Source organism: Massilia sp. (assembly GCF_031995545.1).
GTDB lineage: Bacteria > Pseudomonadota > Gammaproteobacteria > Burkholderiales > Burkholderiaceae_D > Telluria.
In genome coordinates this window covers 93,343-112,585 of record NZ_DAMAGA010000002.1, presented here as the reverse complement: position 1 = coordinate 112,585, position 19,243 = coordinate 93,343, and the positions used below count along the sequence as shown (strand labels likewise).

Sequence of the window (19,243 nt, the reverse complement as noted above, 5' to 3'; positions counted from 1 at the left end):
GTCGGCTCAGGCGAGCAGTGCGACCGCTTTGACCTGCGCCCACACCGCGCGTCCCGGCACGATATCGAGCTCGCGCCGCGAGCGCTCGGTGATCCGTGCCAGCAGCGCCGTCTCGCCGATCCGCATCCGCACCAGTACCTGCCCCGGCGCGCCGCCCGGGCCCACCGCTTCCACCGTCGCCGGCAGGATGTTGGTGATGCTGCTGCCGCGCGGCTGCTCCAGCGCCAGGCTGACGTCGCGCGCGTGGATGCGGCAGCGGATGCGGCCTCCCACCGCCGCTTCGCGCCGACCCACCAGCAGCGTTCCGCCCGCGAATGCCAGATGGGTCAGCCCATCGGCATCGTGCCCGCCGACCACGGTTTCGATCATCACACCGGCATCGTCCTCGAAGCTGCCCGCGATGTCGATCCGCGCCAGCGTCGCCGCCAGCGGCCCGCTGGCCTGGACCCGGCCGGCATCCAGCACCACCAGGTGGTCGGCCAGGCGCGCCACTTCGTCGGCCGAGTGGCTGACGTAGACCACCGGCAGCGCCAGTTCGTCGTGCATGCGTTCCAGGTAGGGCAGGATCTCGAGCTTGCGCTTGAGGTCGAGCGCGGCCAGCGGTTCGTCCATCAACAGCAGGCGCGGCGACGACAGCAGGGTGCGCGCGATCGCCGCGCGCTGGCGCTCGCCGCCCGAGAGCGTGGCCGGGCGCTGGTCGAGCAGGTGCCCGATGCCGAGCAGCTCGGTCACCGGCGCCAGTTCGAAGCGGCGTTCGGAGGCTGCCAGGCGCTTGCGCCCGAACTCCAGGTTGGCGCGCACGTCGAGGTGCTCGAACAGGCTCGGCTCCTGGAATACGTAGCCGATGCCGCGCCGGTGGGTCGGCACGAACAGCTTGCGCGCATCGTCCTGCCAGGCTTCGTCGCCGATCGCGACAAAGGCGCCCGGCGCGCGCTCGAGGCCAGCCAGCACGCGCAGCAGCGTGGTCTTGCCCGAACCCGAATGGCCGAACAGGGCGCTGACGCCGCGGCCCGGCAGCGTCAGGTCGACGTCGAGCGTGAATGTGTCGCGTGCGATGCGCACGCGGGTGCGGATATCGTTCATCTATTTGCTCCCCGCATCGACTGCGGATACAGGGTGTACAGCAACAGCAGCACCACGAAGCTGAACGCCAGCATGCCGCCGGCCAGCCAGTGGGCCTGGGCATACTCCATCGCTTCCACGTGGTCGTAGATCTGGGTCGACACCACGCGCGTCTTGTCCGGGATGTTCCCCCCGATCATCAGCACCACGCCGAATTCGCCCACCGTGTGCGCGAAGCCGAGGATGGCGCCGGTGACGAAGCCGGGGCGCGCCAGCGGCACCACCACCGACCAGAAGGTGTCCCAGGGACCGGCGCGCAGCGTGGCCGCGACTTCCAGCGGACGCTGGCCGACCGCCTCGAAGGCGTTCTGCAGCGGCTGCACCACGAACGGCAGCGAGTACACCACCGAGGCGATCACCAGGCCGGTGAAGGTGAAGGCCAGCGTGCCGAGACCCAGCGCGGCGGTGAGCTGGCCGAGCGGGCCGTTGGTGCCCATCAGGAGCAGCATGTAGAAGCCGATCACGGTCGGCGGCAGCACCAGCGGCAGCGCCACCAGTGCGCCGACCACCCGCTTCATCGGCGAACGGGTGCGGGTCAGCCACCACGCGAGCGGGGTGCCGAGCAGCAGCAGCAGCAGGGTGACGGTCGAGGCCAGTTTCAGGGTCAGCCAGATCGCGGCCAGGTCGGTCGAATCCAGCGGCATCAACGCATCATCCCGCTCATACTTCGTAGCCGAACGTGCGGATCAGGGCCTTGGCCTTGTCGCTGCGCAGGTATTGCAGCAGCGCCTGGGCCGCCGGGTTGTTGCCGCCCTTGTTCAGCAGGGCCGCATCCTGGCGGATCGGGTCGTGCATGCTGGCCGGGACGATCCAGCCCGAACCCGAGGTGAACTTGCCGTCGCGCCAGACCTGGGACTGGGCCACGAAGCCCAGTTCGGCGTTGCCGGTGCTGGCGAACTGCCAGGCCTGGGCGATATTCTCGCCCTGCACGAAGCGCGGCTGCAGCTTGTCGCGCAGGCCCAGGCGCTCGAGGGTCGAGATCGCGGCCGCGCCGTACGGCGCCGTTTTCGGATTGGCGATCGACAGGTGCTTGAAGTCGCCGGTTTTCAGCACGTTGCCGGCGGCGTCGACGTAGTTATCCTTGGCCGACCACAGCACCAGCCGGCCGACCGCGTAGGTGAAGCGCGAACCGGCCACGACCTGGCCTTCTTTTTCGAGCCTGGCCGGGGTTTCGTCGTCGGCCGCCAGCAGCACCTCGAACGGCGCGCCGTTCCTGATCTGGGCGTAGAACTTGCCGGTGGCGCCGGTCGCGACCACCGCCTTGTGGCCGGTGTCTTTCTGGAATTCGGCGGCCAGCTTTTCCATCGGACCCGCGAAGTTGGCGGCGACCGCGACCTGGACTTCACCGGCGTTGGCGGCACCGGAACAGGCGAGGATGGCAAGCAGGCTGGCAAGGCGTTTCATGTTTTCTCCAAAAAAGGATATGCTCGGGTTGAGATACGAGCGCTATAGCGTTGAGTATATAACGAATCTTTGACCGAGAGGCAACACAGAACGATGGACAAGGAACAGCAAGGCATTGTCCTTGAGGGAAAGCTATGGATGAGCGTCGGCGGCGAGAACCTGGGCGGCACGAATCGGGTCGAACTGCTGGCGGCGATCGCGGAGCTGGGTTCGATCACCGGTGCGGCCAAGGCCGTCGGCCTGAGCTACAAGGCGGCATGGGATGCGATCGATACCATGAACAACCTGGCCGGCGAGGCGCTGGTCGAACGCGTCACCGGCGGCAAGGGCGGCGGCGGCACGCGCCTGACCGCGCGCGGCAGCCAGCTGGTGGCCAATTTCAGGATGATCGAACAGGTGCACAATGATTTTCTCGAACGGCTCAATCGCCAGGCCGCGTCGATGGCCACCGGCCTGGCCGACGATGTCGCCCTTTTTACGAGGTTCAAGATGAGGACCAGTGCACGCAACCAGTTCTTCGGCACCGTGACGCAGGTAGAGCGCGGCGCCGTCAACGATGAAGTGCTGCTCGATATCGCCGGCGGCCAGCAGATCGTGGCCATCGTCACCCGCGAAAGTTCCGAGAGCCTCGGGCTGGCGCCCGGACGCCAGGCGTTTGCGCTGATCAAGTCGTCGTCGGTGATTGTGATGACGGATAGCACGGGCGCGCGGCTGTCGGCGCGCAACCAGCTGCAAGGCACGGTTACGCGCCTGATGCGCGGGGCAGTGAACTCGGAAGTGGTGATCGCGCTGGCGGGCGGCGCCAGCGTGGCCGCCACGATCACCAACGACAGCGCCGCCTCGCTCGGGCTGGAAGAGGGCACTGCCGCGACCGCGCTGTTCAAGGCATCGAGCGTGATCCTGGGCGTGCCCGACTAGAGTTCGTCGGTGCCCCTGGCGATGACGAAGGCGCGCAGTTCGGCCAGCTTGCCGTCGCGCAAGCGCCAGACATCCGAGTAGGCGTGCGTCACCAGGCGGCCGTTTTCGCCCGGCGTCGTGATGTCGCCCAGCGCCACCACATGGTCGCCCTCCGCGATCAGGGTATGCACCGTGAACTTGGGCGGCCCCGGATACTCCTTGGCCATCGAGGCGCGCACCGCCTCCTTGCCGCGCAAGGTTTCGGCGCCCACCATCGACCAGACGATATCGTCGGTGCAGTACGCCAGGAAGCCTTCGGTGTCGCCAGTGCTGATCGCCGCGTTCGCCTTTTGCAGTACCGACTTGTTCAGTTCAGACATAGTGTTCCTCCATCGGTCGAAGTGACAGTTATCCGCGGAACAGTCTAACGCAAGGCGGCGCGGCGCCTGCAATCTAGATGCCGATGCCGCCCGCCACGTCGATCACGCTACCGGTGATATAGCCGGCGGCCGGACCGGCCAGGAAGCACACCGTGGCCGCGACTTCCTCGAGCGTGGCAATGCGGCGGATCGCATGCGTGTCGAGCAGGGCGTCGGGCACGCTGTCGCCCAGCACCTCGGTCTTCATATCGGTCGGCATGATGCCCGGCTGGACCACGTTGGCGGTGATGTTGCGCCGGCCCAGGTCGCGCGCCACGCCGTAGGCGTAGCCGATCAGTGCCGCCTTGCTGCCGGCATAATCGGCGGCGCCGGGCCAGGACACGCGGGTGCCCAGCTGGGAACCGATGAAGATGATGCGCCCGCCGTCCGCCAGCACCGGCGCTGCGGCGCGCGTGACGGCGACCGAGCCCATGACATTGATCTGCCACTGGCGGTCGAGGTTGACGGTGTCGAGTTCGGGATCGTCGACCGTCTTGCCCTGCACCGCGATCGCCGCATTGTTGACCAGGATGTCGAGGCGGCCGAAGTGGGCCAGCACCTGTTCCACCAGCGGCCTGGCTGCCGCCATGTCGGCCTGGTCGCTGCGGATCGCCAGCGCGCGTACGCCTTTGCCTTTCAGCTTCTCGACCACGGCCTCGGCCTTGTCGCCGGAGGCGACATAGCTGATCGCGACGTCGGCGCCGAGTTCGGCCAGCGCTTCGGCGGTGGCGGCGCCCAGGCCGCGCGAGCCGCCAGTGACGAGGGCGACCTTACCCTTCAGTGTTTGCGACATGGAAAAATCCTTTCAATGGGATGGAGCAAAGCGTCCTCGACGGGCGCCCGGTTATTTCGTAACGACCATTACGATAACGACCAGTATATAATCTGAAGGCATGCTGTCAAGATTTTTCGTAATGAGTGTTATGGAAAGGTTCGGTTGAACTGATGGGACGCCATCGCAAATTCGATGTGGAGCAGGCGCTCGATGCCGTGCTGTGCGTGTTCTGGCGCAAGGGCTATGAAGGCACCTCGTACGTCGACCTGACCGAGGCCGCCGGCGTCGAGCGGCCCGCCCTGTACGCCGCCTTCGGCAACAAGGAAGCGCTGTTCCGCCAGGCGCTGGCGCGCTACCAGGAGCGCTATCTCGACTTCATCCCGCATGCGCTGGCGCTGCCGACTTCGCGCGAGGTGGCCGCGCACGTTCTGTACGGCGCAGCTGAATTGAATACCCGCGATCCGGGGCATGCAGGCTGTCTCGGCATCAATGGCGTGATGGCCGGGTCGGACGAAGCCGAGCCGGTGCGCCAGGCGCTGATCGATTTCCGGGCCGATGGCGAGGCGCTGCTGCGCGCACGCTTCGAGCGCGCCCAGGCTGAAGGGGATTTGCCGCCAAGCGCCAGGCCGGCGGTGCTGGCGGCCTTCGTGCTGGCCATCATGCATGGCATGGCGGTGCAGGCCAAGGCCGGCTTCAGCCGCGCGATGCTGGAGGCAGTCATCGAGCAGGCATTGTCGACCTGGCCGGGCGCCGTTGCCGTCATCGACGACTAGCAAAAAAAAGCCCCGCACGCAGGCGGGGCCGTCTCACGAAGGCGAGCGCGATTACTTGTCGACCACCGTGAACTCGCCATACGGCTTGAGCTGCTCATCGAGCTTGGATGGATCGCCCACCACCACGATCGACTGCCGCTCCGGCGCGAAGTACTTCTTCGCCACGGTGCGCACCTGTTCCGGCGTCACCTTCTGGATCAGCGGCACATACTGGCCGAGGAATTCCGGCGGCAAGCCGACCAGCCAGTTGCTGGCCAGCGTCGCCGCGACCGAGCGCTGCAGCTGGTTGCTGAGCAGGTAGCCGCCCGCCACATAGCGCTTGTTCATCTCCATCTCTTTGGCGGTCACCAGCTCGCTGCCGATACGCTGGTATTCGCCGAAGTATTCCTTCAGCGCGGCGCCGGTGACTTCGTTGCGCACGTCCGCGCCGCCCACCATCATGCCGCCCGCGCGGCTCATGCGTGCGCCGGCCGAGGCGCCGTAGGTATAGCCCTTTTCCTCGCGCAGGTTGGTGTTGACGCGGCTCGAGAAGCCGCCGCCGAGGATGGTGCTGGCCAGGCGCAGCGGGATCTGGTCTTGCGCGCTGGCGGCGATGCCGGGGCTGCCCAGGCGCAGCGTCGACTGCACGCTGCCTTCGCGCTTGAGCACGATGCGCGCCGGCTTGGCGTCGATGCTTGCCGCCGGCGTGTCGGGCAGGGCCGGGCCGCTGGCCTTCCAGTCGCCGAAGGAGGCTTGCGCCAGCTTCATGGCTTCCGCCTCGCTGATGCGGCCGGTGACCACCAGCAGCGCGCGGTCGGGGCGGAAGCGCTTGGCATGCTCGCCGCGCAGCAGCTTGGCATCGACGGCGTTGATCGAGGCCACGGTCGGATCGGTGCGGCCGTACGGGTGGTCGGCATACACGGCGGCCTTGATCGCGCGCTCGGCGCGGAAGGTCGGCTGGGTTTCCGAGACGCGCAGCGCCTGCAGTGCGTTGGCCTTGGCCAGGGTGACTTCGTTTTCCGGGAACGACGGCTGGCGTGCGACTTCGGCCAGCAGTTCCATCATGCCGGACGCGTGCGAGGCGAGGGCATTGGCCGAGATCACGATCCCGTCCGCCGCCGGGCTGGCCGCGACTTCGCCGCCCATTCCCTGGGCCGCTTCGGCGATGGCGCGCGAATCGCGCCTGGCGGTGCCTTCATTGAGCATCCCGGCCAGCATCGCCGCGAAGCCGGCCTGCGCCGGGCTGTCGGCGGCGAAGCCGGCGCCGCGCAGGGCCAGCACGTAGTCCACGCGCGGCAGCCCCTGGCGCGGCACCACCCACACGGTGAGGCCGTTGGACAAGGTCTGCTTGACGATCTTCGGTGCCGGGATCGTCGCTTCCTTGCCGAAGGCGGGCATGCCGGCCGGGGTTTTCACATCGGCGGCGGCGTGCACCGCCAGCGGGGCCAGGGCCAGGGAGATGGCCGTTGCGAGCATCAGTTTTTTCATCGATGCGCTCCTTGTTATTTGGTCGCGCCGGCTGGCGCATTGGTGTTGGCCGCGCCTTTTTCGGCGGCGAGCATGGCGGCCGGCTTGCGGTCGATCACGGTGCGGTTGGTCGGCACCACATAGGTCTTCACCACGCGCTGGATGTCGGCGGAGGTGACGCCTTCGATCCAGCCCGGGATCTTGTTGACCACGTTGGCGTCGCCCCACAGGGTCTGCATGCGCGCCATGGTATCGGCGCGGTTGACGAAGCTTTCCAGCTTGTTGTTCCAGTCGGCCAGCATGCGGGTCTTGACGCGCTTGAGCGTGGCGTCGTCGACGCCGTTCTGCGCGATCTTGGCGATCTCTTCGTCCATGGCTTTCAGCACGGCGTCGGCGCTGCTGTCCGGCTTGTACAGCGCGAACACCGTCATCAGCGTCGGGCCGTTGTATTCCCATGGACTGGTCAGGCCGAACATGGTGTCGACATTGAGCGCGATCTCGCGCCCCTTGACCAGGCCCTGGTAGAACAGCGACGCGTCGCCGCCGCCGAGCAGCTCGGCCAGCACCGCCACCGGCGCCTGGTCGCGGCTGCCGCGCTCGGGCACTTTCCAGGCCGCGGCGATCGCCGGCACCTGGGCGTGGGCGTCGCTTTGCTGGACGCGTTTTTCGACCGTGTTCAGCGGTTCGGAGAAGTCGGTCGGTTTCGGCGTCGGACGCGCCGGGATGGAACCGAAATATTTCTGCGCCAGCGCGAAGCCCTGCTGCGGCGTGATGTCGCCGGCGATCGCCAGCACCGCGTTATTCGGGCCGTAGTAGTCGCGGTGGAAGGCGCGCACGTCGTCCAGGCTGGCATTTTCCAGGTCTTCGAAGCTGCCGTAACCGTCGTGGTTGTTTTCCCACTTCTGGAAGGCGTGCTGGCCGATGTCGATCCACATGAAGCCGCCGTACGGCTGGTTCTTGACGTTGACGCGGATCTCTTCCTTGACCACGTCCTGCTGGTTCTTCAGCGTGGCCGGATTGAAGTCGAGGGTCTTCATGCGGTCCGCTTCCAGCCACAGGATCGGCTCCAGCGCGGTGGACGGCGCGGTCTCGATGTAGTTGGTGAAATCGGCGCGGGTCGAGCCGTTGTTCCAGCCGCCGCCCGAGGTGATGGTGGTGTCGAACACGCCTTTCGGTGCGTGCGGCGTGCCCTGGAACATCAGGTGCTCGAACAGGTGGGCGAAGCCGGTGCGGTTCTTCGGCTCGAGGCGCATGCCGACGTGATAGACCACCGACACGCCGACCGTGGGCGAGCTGCGGTCTTCCGAGACGATGACGGTCAGGCCATTGTCGAGTTTCTTGACGTTGACCGGCAGGGTCCACTGGTCGGACGGGGTGGCGGCGAAGGCCGACGCCGACAGGGAAAGCCCCGCCAGCAGGGCAGGGAGTTGGCGCATGCGCATGGTGTCCTCTTGATTTGAATTCTGGAATAGGAGGGCGATGGCTTAGGGCCACCGGCGCGGTTATCTTAGCGCAGCGCCATGCCAACAAGTAATCTTTTTGATATGCATACGCGTGACATAGGCTTGTCATGCGTGCTGTCATGCGCGCTGCACGGCGCTGCGATCCGGCTGTGCCGGTGACGGCCCAGGCAGCGTTTCCTGCAGTTCGTCGCATGCCGCTGGGGTCATGCACGGGACGGCGATATAGTTCTGGCATGCCATTCCAGCCAAATTGTCTGGATGAAATAATTTTGGTGGAGCGCCACCCGTGTTGCTGGTAGTGTAGTGCGGCCGATGGCCGCTTCAGGCGCCGGCACACGACAAGAATAATTCGGAGGAAACCGATGAATCACATGATCAAGCTGAGTGCGGCGGCTGCCTTCCTGGGCGCGGTCGCCACCGGCGCACAGGCGGCGCCCGACACGGTCACCGAAACCCGTCCGATCGACGCGCGCGTGGTGCGCGTCAAGCTCGACGGCGTGGTCGACCTGCGCATCCGCCGCGGCAGCAGCCCGATGCTGGTGCTGAGCGGCGACCCGCGCCTGCTCGGCAAGACCACCACCCAGCAGCGCGGCGACACCCTGAACATCGATACCGAAGTGCGCTCGTCGACCTTCAACTTCGGCCGCAGCGAAGGCTTGCGCGCCGAACTGGTGCTGCCGGACCTGCAGGAAGTGTCGTCCGAAAGCGTCGGTTCCACCGAGGTCAGCGGCTTCGCCGGCGACAAGCTGGCCATCAACCTCGACGGCGCCGGATCGATGAACGTATCGTCGGACTACCGCATGATCTCGGCCAGCCTGGGCGGCGTCGGCAGCCTGAAGGTGCATGGCGTGAACAGCGAAGCGATCGAACTGAGCCTGCAGGGGGCCGGCTTCGTCACGCTGAGCGGGCGCAGCAAGTCGCTGCGCGCCGTGCTTAACGGCCTGGGCAGCCTGGACGCGCGCCAGTGCGCGGTCGAGACCGTGGCGCTGGAGCTGTCGGGCCTGGGCAATGCCACGGTGAATGCCCAGAACAGCGCCAACCTGATGCTGTCCGGGATGGGGTCGGTGACGGTGTTCGGCAAGCCGGCCAACCGCAAGGTGGTGCTCGACGGCCTGGGCAAGGTCAACTGGAAGTGATGGCGGCGCTCGATGAGCGACCTGAGATGACGGGGTTGTTGATTTCCGTGCACGAGACATGAAAAAACCATTCCTAGCGATCGCGCTTGCGATTGTCCTGCAATTCGGCCTGCAGCCGGGCGCCCTGGCCGGGTTCGCGGAAGGGGCGAGCGCCTATAACGCCCGCAACTACGCGCTGGCGCTGAAAGAGATCACGCCATTGGCCAAGGCCGGCAATGCGGACGCCCAGCATCTGATGGGGCTGATGTACTACATGGGCCGCGGCGTCACGCGCGACTACAAGCAGGCTTTCGCCTGGCACCACAAGGCGGCGCTGCAGGGCAAGTCCGATGCGCAGTACGTGGTCGGCGCCATGTACTACACCGGCAACGCGGTGCCGCAGGACCAGAAGCACGCCGTGACGTGGTTCCGCAAGGCGGCCGAGCAGGGCCATGCAGAAGCCCAGCACGCGCTGGGCCTGATGTACCGGTACCACGTGGCCGGTCTGCCGCAGGATTCGGTGCTGGCCTATATGCTGTGGAACCTGGCGGCGGCGGGCGGCAACCGCAATGCGGTCGACCAGCGCGCCGCCATCGCCAAGCGCATGACGCAGGAGCAGATCGAAGAGGCACAGGCCTTGTCGCGGACCTGGAAGCCGGGGACGGCGCTGCCGACGGCGTCGCGTACCGGTAGCGAGGGCTGAGGCGCCGGTCGTATCGCGTTATCGAAAGACCTCCAGCGGCACCGCATTGCCCATCGCCTGGTACCCGAGGTCACCCGGATGCAGGTGGTCGCCGCTGTCATACGTCGGCAGCAGGCGGCTCGGGCGCGCCGGGTCGCGCGTGGCGCGGTCGAAGTCGATCACGGCGTCGAACTCGCCGCCGTCGCGGATCCAGGCGTTGACCGCCTGGCGCAACGCCTCTTTCTCCGGCGAGTAATACGCCGCCCCCTCGAACGGCAGCAGCGTGGCGCCGATCACGGCGATGCGCTGGGCACGGGCACGCGCGATCAGCTGGCGGTAGCCGGCGATCAGGTCGTCTGCCGTCACCGGACTCGCCGCCGAACTGTTGCCGATATCGTTGATTCCGATGAGCACCACCAAATGGCGCACGCCGCTGGTGGCCAGCACGTCGCGCTCGAACCGTCCCTGCGCGCTGCGGCCGGCCAGCGGGTTGGGGCTGTTGCTCAATAGCCGGTTGCCGCTGATGCCGCGGTTGATCACGCTCGGGCGCGCCTGCTGTCCGTTGCGGGTGTCGCCGCGCGATTCACGTGTGCCCTGCAGCCGCCGCGCCAGCACGTCGGTCCAGCGGCTGTTGGCATCGATCGTACTGCGCGTGCCGTCGGTGATCGAATCGCCCAGCGCCACGATCGCCGGCCCGCCGGCATCGACGTCGACCGCGCTCAGGAACGGCCACACCGTGATCGTGCGCTCGACCTTGATCGCGCTGGCGTTGGTGAAGTCGCCCGCCGGGGACACATAGCCGGACTGCAGCGCGGTGCCGTGCAGCGTGCCCGCCCGGGTCGTTACCGGCAGATACAAGCTGACCGCGACATCGGACAACGGCGCCAGGTTCAGGTCGAACGGATCGGATAGCGCCGGCGCGCCGGGCGGGATGGTGACGCCGGCGCGTCCGCCGAAGGTCAGTGCGCGCATGGTCCCCGGCGCGACGTCGGAACCGGCAGCGCGCAGGCCGATGGCAGCCGCCCCGATCGTCAGCGGCGTACTCCCCATTTCGTTCGACAGACGGATGCGCACCCGGTTGCCGCCGGCGTTCAGGCGCACGATCAGGCGCACGGTCTGGTTGCTGAAAGTCTGCAGGCCGGCGTCAAGCGGCGATCCGGCCGGCGCCGTGCCCCAGGCGCCTTGCCAGCGCGCGCTGTCCCAGTGCTGGGCCGATGCCGGCGCCGGCGGCAGGGCGATGGCCGCCGCCAGCATGGCACTGCCCAGCAGCAGGCGGCGGCGCGCCGGCGACAGGCGCCGCATCGAGAGGGTGAGTTCGGACGCCAGCCGGGCGGCGGCGTCGCGCAGGTAGGAGAGGGTGGTCATGGGGCGGCTTTCGAAGCGGCCATGCTGTGCGCATGAGCTCGTTTAGACAATCTAGCCCCGGCGCTCTACCCGGAATAGATGGCGATCGACGCGTTTCTTGCGCGGCATCGAATTGCCGTCGGGTTGCGATTCCGTTTAGAAAAATCTCGTATTTACAATGATTGTTGGCTTAAAACACCAGATCCTCAACAACTTCACCACCGAGACGCCGTAGTGCGAACTAGCGAACTGAAAGGCGTCGAACGAGCGTTCAGTATGGAAATGTACAAACCGCATGGAGGCTGACATGGAAACAGTTCGACTCTCATTTGCAACCCGGGTCCCGGCCTCGCTGCAGGACGCCTGGTCATGGTCGACCTCGATCCGTGGCCTCAAGGCCGAGATGTGGCCCATCCTGAAAATCACTTTCCCCAAGGATATGACCCATATCGGCAAGGAGACCACGCTGCGCAAACCGCTGTGCCGCTGCCAGTTTCTGCTGCTGGGCCTGTTCCCGATCGACATGTCGAAGCTCACTTTCACCGAGATCGAACCGGGCCACCGTTTCGTCGAACAGTCGCCGCTGCTGTCGATGCGCTTCTGGCGCCATGAGCGCGTGGTGACGCCGTCCGGCGACGGCACCTGCGTTACCGACAATCTGGAATTTTCGCCGCGCGTTGCCGCCCCGGTGGTCGGCTGGTTCGTCAAGAAGTTCTTCGAGCACCGGCACAAGGTGCTGTCGCGTACCCTGAATGCCTCCCCGGCCGAGCGCGCGACGCGCGAGGGCGTGCGAACGCCCTGATGCAGCCGGCTGCGCAGCCAGGCGGGGCACCGGGCGCCCCGGCGTGGTAGGCTTCGCCTCTGGATCTTTGCATTTGTATCGTTCGCCCGGGCATTGTTTATGTGGCCGGGCCATTTGGAGCCTGTATGTTGATTGCCACTCACGGCGGCAAATTCCACGCGGATGACGCGTGGGCCTGCGCCGTCCTGAAGGTGCTGTTCCCCGAGGCGGACATCGTCCGCACACGCGAAGCGGCCCGTATCGAAGCCGCCGATTTCGCCATCGACGTCGGCGGCATCTGGGACCCGGCCAGCGGCCGCTTCGACCACCACCAGAAGGAATTCGGCGGCGCGCGCACCACCGGCGTGCCCTACGCCAGCGCCGGCCTGGTATGGAAGGAATACGGCGCGCGCTGCGTCGCCGTGCTGGCCGAGCGCCATACCGGCCAGCAGATCGCCGACGACACCGCCCAGCAGATCGCCTACGCGATCGATGCCGACGTGGTGCAGTACCTGGACCTGTCCGATGTCGGCGTGGCGCGCAGCGCGCCCGGCAGCTACGGCTTGTCGGCCACCGTATCGGGCTTCAATCCGGGCTGGCTGGACGAGCAGCGCCTGGGCTATGGCGAGGCGGTCGAGGCGTTCCGCATGAGCCAGTTCATGCGCGCACTGGAATTCCTCACCGACATCATGAGCAATGCGGTGCGCTACCGCGTGGGCGCCATTCTGGCTGTGAGCCAGGTGCGTTCGGCCGAATCGCTGGAAGGCGGCCGGGTGCTGTTCCTGAAGAATGCCGCACTGCCGTGGAGCAGTGTGGTGCGCAAGGAAATGCCGAAGGTGCTGTTCGTGATCAGCTACAGCATCCTCGAGAACCGCTACATCCTGCACACGGTGCCGGTTGATGCCGAGAGCTTCGATGCGCGCGCCGACCTGCCGGCCAGCTGGGCCGGCCTGCGCGACGCCGACCTGGCGGCCGTGACCGGGGTGCCGGACGCGGTGTTCTGCCACACCGGACGTTTCATTGCCGCCGCCCGTTCGCTGGACGGTATCCGCACCATGGCGCGCCAGGCGCTGGCCGAAGCCGAGGCCTGAGCGGCGTCAGTAAACGGCTGAAAGCTGCCGGAAAGCGTGGCGCACAAACGAAGCCGGCCGGCGCACGGTTGGCGCGACTCCCGTACAATTGCGGTTTTGGTAATTTACCAACATACTTGCCAACATACGGGAGCATCGCATGCGCGCCATCGAAATTACCCAGCCGGGCAAACCGGACGTCCTGCAACTGTGCGAACGGCCACAACCGGCCCTGAAAGCGGGCGAAGTCCTGATCCGCGTCCACGCGGCCGGCATCAACCGTCCCGACGTGCTGCAGCGGATGGGCCACTATCCGGTGCCGCCGGGCGCCTCCGACCTGCCGGGCCTGGAAGTGGCCGGCGAGATCGTCGATGGCGATCTGGGCGACAGCGGATTCCAGCGCGGCGACATGGTGTGCGCGCTGGTGCAGGGCGGCGGCTATGCCGAATACTGCGCCGCACCCCTGGAGCAATGCCTGCCGCTGCCCGAGGGTTTGAGCCCGCTCGAGGCGGCGACCCTGCCCGAAACTTATTTCACGGTGTGGAGCAATGTGTTCGACCGCGCGCGCCTGTCCGGCAGCGAGACCCTGCTGGTGCAGGGCGGCAGCTCGGGCATCGGTGTCACTGCGGTGCAGCTCGCCACTGCGCTCGGCCACCGCGTGTTCGCCACCGCCGGCAGCGCCGACAAGTGCCGCGCGGTCGAGGCGCTGGGCGCCGAACGTGGCATCAACTACCGCGATGAAGACTTCGTGGCCGTGGTCAAGGAACTTACCGGCAAAAAAGGTGTCGATGTCATTCTGGACATGGTCGCCGGCGACTACGTGGCGCGCGAAGTCGATTGCCTGGCCGACGACGGCCGCTTGGTGATCATCGCGCTGCTGGGCGGCGCCAAGGCGAATCTCGACATGGGCCAGGTGCTGCGCCGGCGCCTGACGATCACCGGTTCGACCCTGCGCCCGCGTCCGGTGGCATTCAAGGCGGCGATCGCGCGCCAGCTGCGCGAGCAGGTGTGGCCGCTGTTCGGCCACGGCAAGCTCAAGCCCGTGATCCACCGCAGCTTCCCGCTGGAGCAGGCGGCCGAGGCGCATGCGCTGATGGAATCGAGCACGCACGTCGGCAAGATCGTGCTGCAAGTGGTCTAGGCCACGCCGGACACCAATACAGGTAGCGGTCGGCAGGGCCGGGCAATCCGTCGCAGAACCCGATGCAGGTTCGGCCACGGGTTGGCTCAGCCATTGTTTGACCGTCAGATTATCGACCGCTAGAATAGCGGGTTATTCATCATGGGGTAGTATGCGTTCCAAACTCGTCGTAGGTAACTGGAAAATGAACGGCAGCCGCGCCGCCAACGCCGCGCTGTTGCAAGGCATTCTCGCGGGCCTGGACGGCAAAGGCGCGGATTGTGCCGTATGCGTGCCGGCACCGTATCTGTTCCAGTGCGAACAGCTGCTGGCGGGCAGCCCGGTCGCGTGGGGCGCGCAGGACGTGGCCACCGAGCCGTGCGGCGCCTTCACTGGCGAAGTGTGCGCCGGGATGCTGCGCGACTTCGCCTGCCGCTACGTGATCGTCGGCCATTCCGAGCGCCGCGCCTACCATGGCGAATCGAATGAACTGGTGGCGCGCAAGGCCAAGGCCGCGCTCGACGCCGGCCTGACCCCGATCGTGTGCGTCGGCGAAACGCTGGCCCAGCGCGAGGCAGGCGAGACCGCCGCCGTGGTCGGCGCCCAGCTGGGCGCGGTGCTGGCGCTGCTGGGGCCGGAAGGCGTCGGCAAGATGGTGCTGTCGTACGAGCCGGTATGGGCGATCGGCACCGGCAAGACCGCGACCCCGGCGATGGCCCAGGAAGTGCACGCCGGCCTGCGCCGACAGCTGCGTGATTGCAACGCGGAAAGCGCTGAAAAGGTACAAATCCTTTACGGCGGCAGCATGAAGCCGGAAAATGCTCGCGACCTGATGGCGCAAGCGGACATCGACGGCGGCCTGATCGGCGGCGCGGCTTTGAAGGCGGAAGATTTTCTCGGGATTATCCGGGCAACCGTTTAAAACGGCGCAAGGACTAAACAAGGCCCTGCGTGAAGTAAACAGTCAGCAATAAGAGTGCATAAGACGTTGCGAGAACGGGTTTTCAAAACGTCCTGAAAAGCGCCATGAATAAGAATGCAGTAATTTTCGAAGCTTTCGAAAACAAGAAATTTAAAAACGCAGTGTAACCTTGGAATGGAATTGCAATGATCCACAATCTGATTATCGTCGTGCAGGTTATTTCGGCCCTGGCCATTATCGGTCTGGTGCTGATGCAGCACGGTAAGGGCGCCGACATGGGCGCGGCTTTCGGTTCCGGCGCTTCGGGCAGCCTGTTCGGCGCCACCGGCTCCTCGAACTTCATGTCGAAAGCCACCGCACTGGCAGCCGCGATCTTCTTCGGCTCGACCCTGGCGCTGGCCTACATCGGCAACACCCGGGTCGGCGGCGCCGACGAAGGCGTGATGGGCCGCATCACCGTGCCGTCGAGCCAGGCCCCGGCCACCGGCATCCCGGCCACCACCCCGGCCCAGACCGCGCCGGCCGACGTGCCGACCCTGCCGGGCAACAACGCCGCACCGGCCGCCGCGATTCCAGCTACTCCGGCACAAGCGCCGGCACCGGCAGCTCCGGCACCGGCCGCGCCAGCCACCAACTAAGCATGCCGGCGTCCCGGTGACGCCTCGGCAGTAACCCCGAACAAACGCGCCCAACCGGCGCGTTTGTCATTTCAGAACCCGATTTCCTTAATTCCAGTTTTTTCAGGAATTTGATGCACTGCAATAAATCGGCTATCGGACGGTCATGAAGCCGTAAGTAATTAATGGCTTTAATGGAGTAGGGCGCGATAATTGACCGCTACTATTATCCAAAGTGGGTTCGCACTAAAATATCCTTGTGATATCGCAATTTGAGCATTGAAAAGTAGTGCTAAGACAGGGTAAAATACTGGTCTCCAGCCGACGTGGTGAAATTGGTAGACACGCTATCTTGAGGGGGTAGTGGCGCAAGCTGTGCGAGTTCGAGTCTCGCCGTCGGCACCAAGAATTGATGAAAGAAAGCCAGCAAGGGCGCATGAGTTCCATCTCCTGCCTGAGCTGGCTTTTTTACGAGGATTGTTCGTACGATCCTGGTGGCAACCTTTGCCAGGTTCGCGCGATTCGGCGCCGCATCCCATGCGGTGTGTTTTCTAACCGATCGTTCAAATAGGCATCATCGTGAACCTCGAAAATTATCTCCCCGTCCTGCTCTTCATTCTGGTCGGCGTCGGTGTCGGCGTCGCACCCCAGGTGCTCGGCCGCCTGCTCGGCCCGTACCGCCCCGACTCTGCCAAGTTGTCCCCGTATGAATGCGGCTTCGAAGCCTTCGAAGACGCGCGCATGAAGTTCGACGTCCGGTACTACCTGGTCGCGATCCTGTTTATTTTGTTTGATCTGGAAACGGCATTCTTCTTCCCATGGGGCGTCTCGATGCGCGAACTGGGCTGGACCGGTTTCATCACGATGATGGTGTTCATCGCCGAATTCGTCGTGGGCTTCTGGTACATCTGGAAGAAAGGTGCCCTTGATTGGGAATAAGCCATGGCAATTGAAGGCGTTTTAAACGAAGGTTTCATCACCACCACAGCCGACAAGCTGATCAACTGGGCGCGCACCGGGTCGATGTTCCCGATGACGTTCGGCCTGGCCTGCTGCGCGGTCGAGATGATGCACGTGGGCGCGGCCCGCTACGACATGGACCGTTTCGGTATCGTGTTCCGCCCGTCGCCACGCCAGTCCGACGTGATGATCGTGGCCGGCACCCTGTGCAACAAGATGGCCCCGGCCCTGCGCAAGGTGTACGACCAGATGGCCGAGCCGCGCTGGGTGATCTCGATGGGTTCCTGCGCCAACGGCGGTGGCTACTACCACTACTCCTACTCGGTGGTGCGCGGGTGCGACCGCATCGTGCCGGTCGACGTCTACGTCCCGGGCTGCCCGCCGACCGCCGAAGCACTGCTGTACGGCATCATGCAGCTGCAAAACAAGATCAAGCGCACCAATACCATCGCGCGCTAAAAAGAATCGGTCTACTCCATGACGACAAAACTCGAGAACCTTGAACTCGCCCTGCGCAAAGCGTTGGGCGAGGGCGCTGCCATTACTGCGGCGCTGGGCGAACTGACGGTGGTGGTCAAGGCCGCCGACTACATCCAGTCGATGACCACCCTGCGCGACGACCCGACGTTGCGCTTCGAAGAAATGATCGACCTGTGCGGCGTCGACTACTCCCAGTACGGCGAAGGCACCTGGGACGGCCCGCGCTTCGCGGTGGTGACTCACCTGCTGTCCCTGGAACATAACTGGCGCGTGCGCGTGCGCGTGTTCTGCCCGGACGACGACATGCCGCTGGTCGAATCGATCACCCCGATCTGGCGCGCCGCCAACTGGTTCGAGCGCGAAGCGTTCGACCTGTTCGGCATCCTGTTCGACGGCCACGGCGACCTGCGCCGCATCCTGACCGACTACGGCTTCATCGGCCACCCGTTCCGCAAGGACTTCCCGGTGTCGGGCTACGTCGAGATGCGCTACGACCCCGAGCAGAAGCGCGTGATCTACCAACCGGTCACGATCGAACCGCGCGAGAACATCCCGCGCGTGATCCGCGAAGAAACCTACGGGACGAAATAATGGCTGAGCTTAAGAATTACACCCTGAACTTTGGTCCGCAGCACCCGGCAGCGCACGGCGTGCTGCGCCTGGTGCTGGAGCTGGACGGCGAGGTGATCCAGCGCGCCGACCCGCACATCGGCCTGCTGCACCGCGGCACCGAGAAGCTGGCCGAGACCCGCACCTACCTGCAGTCGGTGCCGTACATGGACCGCCTGGACTACGTGTCGATGATGTGCAACGAGCACGGCTACGTGCTGGCGATCGAAAAGCTGCTCGGCATCGAAGCGCCGATCCGCGCCCAGTACATCCGCACCATGTTCGACGAGATCACCCGCATCCTGAACCACCTGATGTGGCTCGGCGCGCACGCGCTCGACATCGGCGCCATGGGCCCGTTCCTGTACTGCTTCCGCGACCGCGAAGACCTGTTCGACGTCTATGAAGCGGTGTCGGGCGCGCGTATGCACGCGGCCTACTACCGCCCGGGCGGCGTGTACCGCGACCTGCCGGACACCATGCCGCAGCACAAGCAGTCGCCGATCCGCAGCGCCAAGGCGATCGCCGAGCTGAACGAACACCGCCAGGGTTCGGTCATCGACTTCCTGGACGCGTTTACCAAGCGTTTCGACGGCTACGTCGACGAATACGAAACCCTGCTGACCGATAACCGTATCTGGAAGCAGCGTACCGTCGGCATCGGTGTGGTCAGCCCGGAAGACGCGAAGGCGATGGGCTTCACCGGCGCCATGCTGCGCGGTTCGGGCGTGGCCTGGGACCTGCGCAAGAAGCAGCCGTACGCGGCCTATGACAAGGTCGAGTTCGACATTCCGGTCGGCACCAACGGCGACTCCTACGACCGCTACCTGGTGCGCGTGGAAGAGCTGCGCCAGTCGAACCGCATCATCAAGCAGTGCCTGGCCTGGCTGCGCGCCAACCCGGGTCCGGTGATGGTCGACAACAACAAGATCGCGCCGCCGAACCGGATGGACATGAAGTCCAACATGGAATCGCTGATCCACCACTTCAAGCTGTTCACCGAAGGCTTCCACGTGCCGGAAGGCGAAGCCTACGCCGCGATCGAGCATCCGAAGGGCGAGTTCGGCGTGTACATCGTCTCGGACGGCGCCAACAAGCCATACCGCCTGAAGCTGCGCACCCCGGACTACGTCCACCTGCAAAGCCTGGACGAAATGGCGCGTGGCCACATGATCGCTGATGCGGTCGCCATCATCGGTACCCAGGACATCGTGTTCGGCAGTATCGACCGGTAACAGAAGGGC

The 19,243-nt window shown here is 65.6% G+C and carries 21 protein-coding genes and 1 tRNA gene; 14 read left to right on the top strand and 8 right to left on the bottom strand.

Going from position 1 to position 19,243, the window contains the following annotated elements; all coding sequences use genetic code 11:
* Nucleotides 1-6 precede the first annotated feature (6 nt).
* Genes modC through modA form a run of 3 tightly spaced genes read right to left on the bottom strand, consistent with a single transcriptional unit; the run spans nt 7 to nt 2,526 of the window.
* Nucleotides 7-1,083, bottom strand: a complete 1,077-nt coding sequence (modC, locus tag RTQ83_RS02380) for a molybdenum ABC transporter ATP-binding protein (RefSeq protein WP_312511003.1) — start codon at nt 1,081-1,083, stop codon at nt 7-9.
* Nucleotides 1,080-1,766 carry a molybdate ABC transporter permease subunit gene (gene modB, locus RTQ83_RS02375; RefSeq protein ID WP_312511002.1) on the bottom strand — a complete coding sequence of 229 codons (687 nt, stop codon included), beginning with the start codon at nt 1,764-1,766 and terminating at the stop codon, nt 1,080-1,082. Before modB ends, modC begins: the two co-directional genes overlap by 4 nt.
* 16 nt (nt 1,767-1,782) lie before the next feature.
* The gene (modA, locus tag RTQ83_RS02370; protein WP_312511001.1) at nt 1,783-2,526 is read right to left on the bottom strand and encodes a molybdate ABC transporter substrate-binding protein; all 744 of its coding nucleotides are present in this window, start codon (nt 2,524-2,526) and stop codon (nt 1,783-1,785) included.
* 93 nt (nt 2,527-2,619) lie between these two features.
* On the opposite strand from modA, the gene RTQ83_RS02365 reads away from it, so the two are divergent.
* Nucleotides 2,620-3,444 (top strand): TOBE domain-containing protein, encoded by an 825-nt coding sequence (locus RTQ83_RS02365; protein WP_312511000.1) that lies wholly within the window; start codon nt 2,620-2,622, stop codon nt 3,442-3,444.
* On the opposite strand, the gene RTQ83_RS02360 is transcribed toward RTQ83_RS02365, so the two are convergent.
* Both RTQ83_RS02360 and RTQ83_RS02355 read right to left on the bottom strand, forming a co-directional pair.
* Entirely contained in the window at nt 3,441-3,803 is a 363-nt protein-coding gene (locus RTQ83_RS02360; protein WP_312510999.1) for a nuclear transport factor 2 family protein, read from the bottom strand. The genes RTQ83_RS02365 and RTQ83_RS02360 overlap by 4 nt on opposite strands.
* A gap of 73 nt (nt 3,804-3,876) precedes the next feature.
* Entirely contained in the window at nt 3,877-4,635 is a 759-nt protein-coding gene (locus tag RTQ83_RS02355; RefSeq protein WP_312510998.1) for an SDR family NAD(P)-dependent oxidoreductase, read from the bottom strand.
* Nucleotides 4,636-4,787: 152 nt separating this feature from the next.
* Between RTQ83_RS02355 and RTQ83_RS02350 the strand changes: the two genes are divergently transcribed.
* On the top strand, nt 4,788-5,390 hold the full coding sequence (locus RTQ83_RS02350; protein ID WP_312510997.1) for a TetR/AcrR family transcriptional regulator: 603 nt from the start codon (nt 4,788-4,790) through the stop codon (nt 5,388-5,390).
* Nucleotides 5,391-5,441: 51 nt separating this feature from the next.
* On the opposite strand, the gene RTQ83_RS02345 is transcribed toward RTQ83_RS02350, so the two are convergent.
* Together RTQ83_RS02345 and RTQ83_RS02340 are read right to left on the bottom strand one after the other, a co-directional pair.
* Nucleotides 5,442-6,857, bottom strand: a complete 1,416-nt coding sequence (locus RTQ83_RS02345; RefSeq protein WP_312510996.1) for a pitrilysin family protein — start codon at nt 6,855-6,857, stop codon at nt 5,442-5,444.
* A gap of 14 nt (nt 6,858-6,871) precedes the next feature.
* Nucleotides 6,872-8,272: a pitrilysin family protein gene (locus RTQ83_RS02340; RefSeq protein WP_312510995.1), complete on the bottom strand. Its 1,401-nt coding sequence runs from the start codon at nt 8,270-8,272 to the stop codon at nt 6,872-6,874.
* 389 nt (nt 8,273-8,661) lie between these two features.
* Between RTQ83_RS02340 and RTQ83_RS02335 the strand changes: the two genes are divergently transcribed.
* On the top strand, nt 8,662-9,435 hold the full coding sequence (locus RTQ83_RS02335) for a GIN domain-containing protein (RefSeq protein ID WP_312510993.1): 774 nt from the start codon (nt 8,662-8,664) through the stop codon (nt 9,433-9,435).
* A gap of 58 nt (nt 9,436-9,493) precedes the next feature.
* Complete coding sequence (locus tag RTQ83_RS02330; RefSeq protein WP_312510992.1) at nt 9,494-10,117, top strand: tetratricopeptide repeat protein; 624 nt, start codon at nt 9,494-9,496, stop codon at nt 10,115-10,117.
* 18 nt (nt 10,118-10,135) lie between these two features.
* On the opposite strand, the gene RTQ83_RS02325 is transcribed toward RTQ83_RS02330, so the two are convergent.
* The gene (locus tag RTQ83_RS02325) at nt 10,136-11,461 is read right to left on the bottom strand and encodes an SGNH/GDSL hydrolase family protein (RefSeq protein ID WP_312510991.1); all 1,326 of its coding nucleotides are present in this window, start codon (nt 11,459-11,461) and stop codon (nt 10,136-10,138) included.
* Between the two features lie 286 nt (nt 11,462-11,747).
* Between RTQ83_RS02325 and RTQ83_RS02320 the strand changes: the two genes are divergently transcribed.
* From RTQ83_RS02320 to RTQ83_RS02275, 10 genes are all read left to right on the top strand, one after another.
* The gene (locus tag RTQ83_RS02320; RefSeq protein WP_312510990.1) at nt 11,748-12,242 is read left to right on the top strand and encodes a hypothetical protein; all 495 of its coding nucleotides are present in this window, start codon (nt 11,748-11,750) and stop codon (nt 12,240-12,242) included.
* Between the two features lie 125 nt (nt 12,243-12,367).
* A complete protein-coding gene (locus RTQ83_RS02315) occupies nt 12,368-13,312 on the top strand; it encodes an MYG1 family protein (RefSeq protein ID WP_312510989.1) in 945 nt (314 codons plus the stop codon).
* Between the two features lie 139 nt (nt 13,313-13,451).
* Nucleotides 13,452-14,432, top strand: a complete 981-nt coding sequence (locus tag RTQ83_RS02310; RefSeq protein WP_312510987.1) for an NAD(P)H-quinone oxidoreductase — start codon at nt 13,452-13,454, stop codon at nt 14,430-14,432.
* Nucleotides 14,433-14,583: 151 nt separating this feature from the next.
* Nucleotides 14,584-15,333 carry a triose-phosphate isomerase gene (tpiA, locus tag RTQ83_RS02305; protein WP_312510986.1) on the top strand — a complete coding sequence of 250 codons (750 nt, stop codon included), beginning with the start codon at nt 14,584-14,586 and terminating at the stop codon, nt 15,331-15,333.
* Nucleotides 15,334-15,518: 185 nt separating this feature from the next.
* Nucleotides 15,519-15,971 carry a preprotein translocase subunit SecG gene (secG, locus tag RTQ83_RS02300; RefSeq protein ID WP_312510985.1) on the top strand — a complete coding sequence of 151 codons (453 nt, stop codon included), beginning with the start codon at nt 15,519-15,521 and terminating at the stop codon, nt 15,969-15,971.
* 299 nt (nt 15,972-16,270) lie between these two features.
* A tRNA-Leu gene (locus tag RTQ83_RS02295) sits at nt 16,271-16,355 on the top strand.
* A gap of 174 nt (nt 16,356-16,529) precedes the next feature.
* Nucleotides 16,530-16,889, top strand: a complete 360-nt coding sequence (locus RTQ83_RS02290; RefSeq protein ID WP_312510983.1) for an NADH-quinone oxidoreductase subunit A — start codon at nt 16,530-16,532, stop codon at nt 16,887-16,889.
* Nucleotides 16,890-16,892: 3 nt separating this feature from the next.
* Nucleotides 16,893-17,369 carry a NuoB/complex I 20 kDa subunit family protein gene (locus RTQ83_RS02285; protein ID WP_005666428.1) on the top strand — a complete coding sequence of 159 codons (477 nt, stop codon included), beginning with the start codon at nt 16,893-16,895 and terminating at the stop codon, nt 17,367-17,369.
* A gap of 18 nt (nt 17,370-17,387) precedes the next feature.
* A complete protein-coding gene (locus tag RTQ83_RS02280; protein WP_312510982.1) occupies nt 17,388-17,981 on the top strand; it encodes an NADH-quinone oxidoreductase subunit C in 594 nt (197 codons plus the stop codon).
* Complete coding sequence (locus RTQ83_RS02275) at nt 17,981-19,234, top strand: NADH-quinone oxidoreductase subunit D (protein WP_312510980.1); 1,254 nt, start codon at nt 17,981-17,983, stop codon at nt 19,232-19,234. The genes RTQ83_RS02280 and RTQ83_RS02275 overlap by 1 nt, the downstream gene beginning before the upstream one ends.
* Nucleotides 19,235-19,243 lie beyond the last annotated feature (9 nt).

Coding starts and splice junctions, on each gene's coding strand:
- RTQ83_RS02360 (WP_312510999.1), bottom strand. CDS start 3,803: ATGTCTGAACTGAACAAGTCGGTACTGCAAAAGGCGAACGCGGCGATC.
- RTQ83_RS02355 (WP_312510998.1), bottom strand. CDS start 4,635: ATGTCGCAAACACTGAAGGGTAAGGTCGCCCTCGTCACTGGCGGCTCG.
- RTQ83_RS02320 (WP_312510990.1), top strand. CDS start 11,748: ATGGAAACAGTTCGACTCTCATTTGCAACCCGGGTCCCGGCCTCGCTG.
- RTQ83_RS02345 (WP_312510996.1), bottom strand. CDS start 6,857: ATGAAAAAACTGATGCTCGCAACGGCCATCTCCCTGGCCCTGGCCCCG.
- RTQ83_RS02285 (WP_005666428.1), top strand. CDS start 16,893: ATGGCAATTGAAGGCGTTTTAAACGAAGGTTTCATCACCACCACAGCC.
- RTQ83_RS02315 (WP_312510989.1), top strand. CDS start 12,368: ATGTTGATTGCCACTCACGGCGGCAAATTCCACGCGGATGACGCGTGG.
- modC (WP_312511003.1), bottom strand. CDS start 1,083: ATGAACGATATCCGCACCCGCGTGCGCATCGCACGCGACACATTCACG.
- RTQ83_RS02350 (WP_312510997.1), top strand. CDS start 4,788: ATGGGACGCCATCGCAAATTCGATGTGGAGCAGGCGCTCGATGCCGTG.
- RTQ83_RS02335 (WP_312510993.1), top strand. CDS start 8,662: ATGAATCACATGATCAAGCTGAGTGCGGCGGCTGCCTTCCTGGGCGCG.
- RTQ83_RS02365 (WP_312511000.1), top strand. CDS start 2,620: ATGGACAAGGAACAGCAAGGCATTGTCCTTGAGGGAAAGCTATGGATG.
- RTQ83_RS02275 (WP_312510980.1), top strand. CDS start 17,981: ATGGCTGAGCTTAAGAATTACACCCTGAACTTTGGTCCGCAGCACCCG.
- RTQ83_RS02330 (WP_312510992.1), top strand. CDS start 9,494: ATGAAAAAACCATTCCTAGCGATCGCGCTTGCGATTGTCCTGCAATTC.
- secG (WP_312510985.1), top strand. CDS start 15,519: ATGATCCACAATCTGATTATCGTCGTGCAGGTTATTTCGGCCCTGGCC.
- tpiA (WP_312510986.1), top strand. CDS start 14,584: ATGCGTTCCAAACTCGTCGTAGGTAACTGGAAAATGAACGGCAGCCGC.
- RTQ83_RS02310 (WP_312510987.1), top strand. CDS start 13,452: ATGCGCGCCATCGAAATTACCCAGCCGGGCAAACCGGACGTCCTGCAA.
- modB (WP_312511002.1), bottom strand. CDS start 1,766: ATGCCGCTGGATTCGACCGACCTGGCCGCGATCTGGCTGACCCTGAAA.
- modA (WP_312511001.1), bottom strand. CDS start 2,526: ATGAAACGCCTTGCCAGCCTGCTTGCCATCCTCGCCTGTTCCGGTGCC.
- RTQ83_RS02325 (WP_312510991.1), bottom strand. CDS start 11,461: ATGACCACCCTCTCCTACCTGCGCGACGCCGCCGCCCGGCTGGCGTCC.
- RTQ83_RS02340 (WP_312510995.1), bottom strand. CDS start 8,272: ATGCGCCAACTCCCTGCCCTGCTGGCGGGGCTTTCCCTGTCGGCGTCG.
- RTQ83_RS02280 (WP_312510982.1), top strand. CDS start 17,388: ATGACGACAAAACTCGAGAACCTTGAACTCGCCCTGCGCAAAGCGTTG.